Origin of the sequence: uncultured Anaerotruncus sp., from assembly GCF_902490045.1 — a bacterium.
GTDB lineage: Bacteria > Bacillota > Clostridia > Oscillospirales > Ruminococcaceae > Anaerotruncus.
In genome coordinates this window covers 1-6,829 of record NZ_CABUCJ010000122.1, presented here as the reverse complement: position 1 = coordinate 6,829, position 6,829 = coordinate 1, and the positions used below count along the sequence as shown (strand labels likewise).

The 6,829-nt window shown below is 63.6% G+C and carries 7 protein-coding genes and 1 pseudogene; all 8 read left to right on the top strand.

Annotation, left to right across the window (positions count from 1 at the left end; all coding sequences use genetic code 11):
* The first annotated feature begins 322 nt into the window (after positions 1-322).
* Positions 323-1,312: a 6-phosphofructokinase gene (gene pfkA / locus RDM88_RS10870; protein WP_308754860.1), complete on the top strand. Its 990-nt coding sequence runs from the start codon at positions 323-325 to the stop codon at positions 1,310-1,312.
* Between the two features lie 167 nt (positions 1,313-1,479).
* The gene (gene ispD / locus RDM88_RS10865; RefSeq protein WP_308754859.1) at positions 1,480-2,202 is read left to right on the top strand and encodes a 2-C-methyl-D-erythritol 4-phosphate cytidylyltransferase; all 723 of its coding nucleotides are present in this window, start codon (positions 1,480-1,482) and stop codon (positions 2,200-2,202) included.
* Between the two features lie 5 nt (positions 2,203-2,207).
* Positions 2,208-2,681, top strand: a complete 474-nt coding sequence (ispF, locus tag RDM88_RS10860; protein WP_308754861.1) for a 2-C-methyl-D-erythritol 2,4-cyclodiphosphate synthase — start codon at positions 2,208-2,210, stop codon at positions 2,679-2,681.
* 162 nt (positions 2,682-2,843) lie between these two features.
* Complete coding sequence (locus RDM88_RS10855) at positions 2,844-3,074, top strand: putative Se/S carrier-like protein (protein ID WP_308754858.1); 231 nt, start codon at positions 2,844-2,846, stop codon at positions 3,072-3,074.
* 4 nt (positions 3,075-3,078) lie between these two features.
* Positions 3,079-4,224, top strand: a complete 1,146-nt coding sequence (locus RDM88_RS10850; RefSeq protein WP_308754857.1) for an aminotransferase class V-fold PLP-dependent enzyme — start codon at positions 3,079-3,081, stop codon at positions 4,222-4,224.
* A 128-nt stretch (positions 4,225-4,352) separates the two neighbouring features.
* Positions 4,353-5,243 carry a diadenylate cyclase CdaA gene (gene cdaA / locus RDM88_RS10845; RefSeq protein WP_308754856.1) on the top strand — a complete coding sequence of 297 codons (891 nt, stop codon included), beginning with the start codon at positions 4,353-4,355 and terminating at the stop codon, positions 5,241-5,243.
* A 34-nt stretch (positions 5,244-5,277) separates the two neighbouring features.
* Positions 5,278-6,537, top strand: coding sequence for a CdaR family protein (locus RDM88_RS10840; protein ID WP_308754855.1), 1,260 nt, complete (start codon positions 5,278-5,280; stop codon positions 6,535-6,537).
* Between the two features lie 61 nt (positions 6,538-6,598).
* Positions 6,599-6,829 (top strand): annotated as a pseudogene (locus RDM88_RS10835) (hypothetical protein); the annotation flags it as partial.

The window sequence follows — 6,829 nt, the reverse complement described above, 5'->3', positions numbered from 1 at the left end:
GGACCGGCCGGGACACCGTGTATTTCTATTTCAAGGACACGGGAAAATACAACGTGGCCGCGCACGCCCTGTGGGTGGACTACAATCCGGTGCTCGAGCGGGAGCTCAAGAAGCTGCTCGGCGCGGAAAACGTCGTATATAAACAATAGATTTCGCGGGTTTTCTTTGAAATTATCCAGTACTATGATAAAAATTAATCAGGTTGGATCAAATCGCTTGCACAAAAGGGACGAATCTTCTATAATTATTTCGGTAAAATGCTGATAATCGGGCATAAGTAAGATTAGAACGCGGATTTTCCGCAGACGGAGGATGCGAGGATATGGAAAACAAGCAGAAAGCGATTGGCGTATTGACCAGCGGCGGTGACGCCCCCGGCATGAACTCGGCGATCCGCGCCGTCGTCAGGGCCGCCCTTCACAAGAATATGCGGGTGATCGGTATCCGCCGCGGCTACAGCGGGCTGCTTGCCCACGATATGTTTGAGATGAACCTTCGCAGCGTCAGCGATACGCTCCACCGCGGCGGCACGATGCTTTATTCGGCGCGCTGCCCCGAGTTCCGCGACGACAAGGGCGTGGAGCGCGGCAAGGAGGCCTGCCTCCAGGCGGGCATCGACGGGCTGGTCGTCATCGGCGGCGACGGCTCCTTCCGCGGCGCGCGCGACCTTTCCCTCAAGGGGATTCCCTGCATCGGCTTGCCCGGCACGATCGACAACGACATCGCGTCGAGCGACTACACGATCGGCTTCGACACGGCGGTTAACACCGTCATGGACATGGTCGACAAGCTGCGCGATACCTCGCAATCCCATGACCGCTGCTCGATCGTCGAGGTCATGGGCCGCCGCTGCGGCGACATCGCCCTGCACGCCGGCATCGCCTGCGGCGCGGTTGCCATCCTCGTGCCCGAGGTGCCCTTCTCGATCGACGCGATCGTCGAGAAGATGCAGCGCACCCTGCGCACCGGCAAAAAGCACTTCATCGTCATCGTCGCCGAGGGCGTGACCAGCTCGGGCGGCGTCGGGACGGTCCACGACATCGCCGAGGAGATCGAGGCGCGCACCGGCGTCGAGTCCCGCGCCACGGTGCTCGGCCACGTGCAGCGCGGCGGCGCCCCGACCGCGCGCGAGCGCGTGCTCGCCAGCGAGATGGGCTTCCACGCGGTCGAGCTGCTTGAGAAGAGCATCGGCAACCGCGTGGTCGTCTGCCACGAGAACAAGATCGTCGATTACGACATCCTCGAGGCCCTCAGCATGAAGAAGGAATTTAACCGCCCCCTCTACGACATCGCGGACGCGATCAGCATCTGATTCGAAAGAGAAGGCCCCCAAAAGCGCACGCGCTTTTGGGGGCCTTTTTTTCTGCGCGCGGATTTGCTATAATGGGACAGGGTTGGCCCGCCGCCGAGGCGGGCGTTTCAAAATTCGCGCAAATTCTTCTTTCCCGGGCGTTATCATGGAAAAAGGGGGTGGCGGACATGCTCTTTAACCGGAAACTGGAAAAGCCCCGCGTGGCGGCGGTCATCGCGGCGGCGGGGTCCGCGTCGCGCATGCAGGGGATTGACAAGCAGTTTGAAGAGATCTGCGGGGTCCCGGTCGTCGTGCGAGCGATGCTCGCCTTTTCCGACAGCGACTGGATTGACGAGATCGTCGTGGTTGCCCGCGCGCAGGATATCCCGGCGGTGCACGCCCTGATCCGCGCCTGGGGGGTCCCGAAGGTGCGCTCGGTGGTCGCCGGCGGCCCGACCCGCCAGCAGTCGGTCCGAAACGGCGTCGAGGCCGTCGGGTACGAGACGCGGTATGTGGCGGTCCACGACGGCGCGCGCCCGCTCGTGAACCAGCAGGTCATCGCGGAAACGGTGATCGACGCCGTCCGCTGCGGCGCTGCCGCCGCGGCCGTGCCGGTGACCGACACCGTCAAGGTCGCCGATGAAAACAGGCGGATTTTATCGACGCCCGACCGCAGCACGCTCTTCGCGGTGCAGACGCCGCAGGTGTTCGAGCTGGAGCGCTACCGGCTGGCGGCGCAGAAGGCGGAGGAAGCGGGGAAGGACTATACCGACGACTGCCAGATGCTCGAGGCGGCGGGGTATCCGGTCTACCTCTCGCGCGGGGACTACGACAACATCAAAATTACGACGCCGGTCGATCTCGTGGTTGCGACGGCGATGGTCGACGCGGCGGAGGGGGAACGCATATGAGCGGCATGAGGATTGGCCACGGCTATGACGCGCACAGACTCGCGGAGGGACGCAGGCTGGTGATCGGCGGAGTGGAAATCCCTTACGAACGGGGGCTGCTCGGGCACTCGGACGCGGATGTACTCGCCCACGCGGTGATGGACGCGATCCTCGGCGCGCTCGCGCTCGGGGACATCGGGGCGCAGTTCCCGGACAGCGACCCGGCCTACGCGGGCGCGGATTCGGTCGCGCTGCTCGGACGGGTGCGCGCGATGGCAGAACAGCGGGGCTGGAGGGTCGGCAACGTGGACGCGACGATCGTCGCGCAGGCCCCGAAGCTGGCGCCCCACATCCCGCGGATGCGGCGGCGGCTGGCCGGCGCGTGCGGGATCCCGGAGGAGGATATGAACGTCAAGGCCACCACCGAGGAACACATGGGCTTCACCGGGAGCGGGGAGGGCATCAGCGCCCACGCGGTCTGCCTGCTCATGAGGCGCTGACTTTCCTGAGCGTTCCTGCATATGATGATACAGCGGTACCTGCACGCGTTTTGGCGCGCGGACTGTACCGCTGTATTTTCTTTTGCCCGCGCAGGCGGGAATACACAGTCGGCGATGCGGCGCGTCCGCATCCATGATTTCAGAGCAGGGAGAACGATGCTTATGACCAATATAGATCAGGCCGTGCTGGTGGTCCGTTCCATCACCAGCGCAATGAAGGGTCAAAAACTTTTGGAACAGAACGGGATTTCCGCCTATGTGGAACGCAACACCTCACCCAACAGCAGACAGGGCTGCGGGTACGGGCTCAAAATCCGCGGAGACGTGGCCGCCGCCGCCGGAATCCTGAGCGCGGCGGGGATCAAGGTTTCGGAAATACAGCGGGGAGGGTGACCGGATGATCTATTTCGACAACGCGGCCACCACCTTCCCGAAGCCCGTGACCGTCAAGGACGCCGTGGACGCGGCGCTGATGCGTTACGGCGCCAACCCGGGGCGCAGCGGCCACGACCTGTCGGCCGAGACGGCCAAACAGGTGTTCGAGGTGCGCTCGAAGGCCGCGGCGTTTTTCGGCGCGTCGGACGTGGAGGACGTCGTCTTCACCCAGAACTGCACCTACGCGGTCAACACGGTTGTCAAGGGCCTTTTCAAGCCGGGCGACCACGTCATCATTTCCGACCTCGAGCACAACGCGGTCCTGCGGCCGGTCCACGCGCTCACGGTGCGGGGGATCATCACCTACACGGTCGCCGAGACCTTCCGGGACGACGAGGAGACGGTGTGCTCCTTCCGCTCCTGCATCCGGCCGAACACCCGCGCGATCATCGTCACGCACGGCTCCAACGTCTTCGGCGTCAGGCTGCCGGTCGCAAAGCTGGCGCAGCTCGCGCGGCAGTACGGGCTTTACTTCGCGGTCGACGCCGCCCAGACGGCCGGGATCGAGCCGATCGACGTCAAGGGAATGCAGATCGATTTCCTCTGCACGGCGGGGCACAAGGGCCTGTACGGCCCCACCGGCACCGGGCTGCTCATCACCTCGTGCGGCAAGCGCCTGCGGCCGCTCGCGGAGGGCGGGACGGGCAGCGTCTCCTACGACTACCTCCAGCCCGATTTTATGCCCGACCGCTTTGAGGCGGGAACCCTCAACACGGTGGGAATCCTCGGCATGGGCGCGGGGATCGATTTTGTCCGGCAGAGCGGGATGGAGCGGATCGCCGGGTTTGAAAGCGGGGTGGCCCGGTGCATTTACGAGGAGCTCTGCGAGGTGAAGGGCGTACGCCTTTACACGCCAGCACCGCAGCACGGCAAAAACCTGCCGGTGTTCAGCTTCAACATCGACGGTCTCGGCTCGGAGGAGACGACCGCGAAGCTCAACGAGCTGGGGTTCGCGGTCCGCGGCGGGCTGCACTGCGCGCCGCTCGCGCACAAAAAATTCGGGACCAACCACGGCGGGACGGTGCGCGTCAGCGTCGGCGCATTCAACACGCCCGACCAGGGGAGGCAGTTCGCGCAGGCGGTCCGGAAGATCGCATATGAGAAATAAAGGCAGCTGCGCCATGCGCCAAAAAAAAGATTGATTTGCTGTGGATATGTGATAAAATATAAAAAGGGATTTGTGCGGCCGGAATGGTTTCCGGCCGCATGGTCCGAACGTCGAAGGGGAATGAATGTATGGCCGAGCTCTGGTACAACATTGTCAGAACGTTCAGCACGTTTGAGTGGAAAGACGCGCTGGACATCCTTGTCATGGCCTTTTTGATCTACCAGGGCATCAAGCTGGTGCGCGAAACGCGTGCCGCGCAGCTTGTCAAGGGCATCGCGATGCTGCTGCTGCTCTACCTGCTCGCGCAGGCGCTCGAGATGAAAGCCATGCAGTTCATCACAAAGAACATCCTGCAGATCGGCGTTCTGGCGCTTGTGATCGTCTTCCAGCCGGAGCTGCGGCGCGCGCTCGAACAGGTCGGGCGTTCCCGCATCGGGAAGCTGCAGGTCTTTTCGGGAGGCGTGAGCGAACAGGAGACGCGCGCCAAATGGGTGAAGTTCATCAACGCCCTGGTGGAGGAGGCTTCCTCCCTCTCGCGCCAGAAGATCGGCGCGCTGGTCGTCATCGAGCAGAAAACCAAGCTCGGCGACATCATCAAGACGGGCACGGTCGTCGATGCCGACCCCACGCCCGAACTGATCGGAAACATCTTTTTTCCCAACTCGCCGCTGCATGACGGCGCGATGATCGTCCGCGAGGGAAGGCTCCACGCCGCGGGCTGTTTTCTGCCGCTCTCGGACAACCAGGAGATCAGCCGCGAATTGGGCACCCGCCACCGCGCGGCGCTCGGCATGAGCGAAATGAGCGACGCGATCGTCGTGGTCGTGTCGGAGGAGACCGGCTTCATCACCGTCTGCCGCAACGGCAAGCTGGAACGGGGGCTTTCCACCGCGCGCCTGCGGGAATATCTGGAGACGGAGCTCACCCCCGAAAAGGCGGTCTCCGAGCCTTCCGACAAGCGTTTTGACCGCAGGCGGGGGAAGAAGAGCCCCGAGGGGGAAGATGCGAATGAAGTTTAACTTTGGACGCCTCCTGGATAACCGGAGGCTGCTTATGATCCTTTCTCTGGTGACGTCGGTCGTCATCTGGCTGGTGATTGTCTACTACGTCGAGCCGGATAAGGTCCAGACGATCCGCAACGTGCCGGTTACCATCACCGCCGACCAGGTGGACGCGCTCGCCGCGCTCAACCTGCGCATCGTCGACAGCGAGATTGAAACGGTCGACGTGCGCATCGAGGGTGCGCGACCCGTCGTCGGCGCGGTCAAGCCCGCGGATGTGGACATCCGCGCGGACCTCACCGGCATCACCGCGCCGGGCAGCTTCGACGTTGTCCTCTCGGGCGGCAGGACGGGCAACTACAGCGCGGGGGATAAGTTCGGCAAGGGCTTCACCCTCGCGCAGACCGACGCGATCGGCCCGTCCACCGTGCGCGTGCGGGTGGACCGCCAGGCGCAGAAGACCTTCCAGATCACCACCGACATCGAGGGGCTCCAGACTCCCGAGGACTATGTCCGCGGCCAGACGAAGGTCAGCCCGCGGGAGATCACGATCTCGGGGCCGGAAACCGACGTCGGGCGGATTGACAAATGCGTCGTTTCGATCAGCTTTGACGCGCCGATCACCTCCAGCAAGACGAGGACCGGCCAGATCGTCCTTTACGACGCCGAGGGCAACGAACTCGACAGCCGCCTGCTGACGATGAGCGCCGAAACGGCGGACGTGACCATCCCGGTGCTCAAGCAGAAGGAGCTGCCGGTCAGCGTCGAATATCTGAACGTCCCGTCGGGCTTCCCGATCGACTGGCTGGAGGACGAATATTCCGTCGCCTCCCTGCTGGTCGCCGGGCCGGAGGAGCTGATCGACGCCTACAGCCAGCTCGACATGGGCTTCATCAACATCAACGAGATCACCATTGACAGCAACTTTTTTGCCTTTGATGTTAACAGTTTCCTGCCCTCCGGGTTCACCAACCTCTCGGGGACCGACACGGTCATCGTGACGATCAAGACCGCCGACATGCTCGAAGGCAACTACACGATCCCGGGCGACAACATCCGGGTCACCAACGTCCCGGTCAACTACAGCGTCACAGTGGAGTCCCCGAGCATTTCGGGGGTGCACATCATCGGGGACGCGGATGTGATGGCGACGCTTTCGGGGTCCGATCTGGTCGCGGAGGTCGACATGTCCACCAAGGACGTCTCTTCGCCCGGACCGTATACCATGCCGGTGCGCATTTCCGCGCCGGGCAAGGGGCTGGCGTGGGCGAGCGGCGACTACACCGTGCTCGTCACCATCAAGGAGCGATAGACAAAACACCCCGAGGGCGCCCGGCCTGCCGGACGCCCTCGTTTTTTGCGGAGGAGGACTTATGCCGATCATCGTCCATTCGATCACAACCTCGCTGGAGGAACCCGCCTCGGCGGCGCTTTCCCGTGCTGCCGCGCTGCTGGGCGTGCGGGCGGCGGACGCCTGCATCGTCAAGACCTCGCTTGACGCGCGTAAGCGGGGAGACATCCACTTCGTGCACACCGTGGCGATCACTCTGGAAACGCCCGCGGAGGAGGAGGCCGCCGTCTCCCGCTGCGCCGACCGGCGGGCG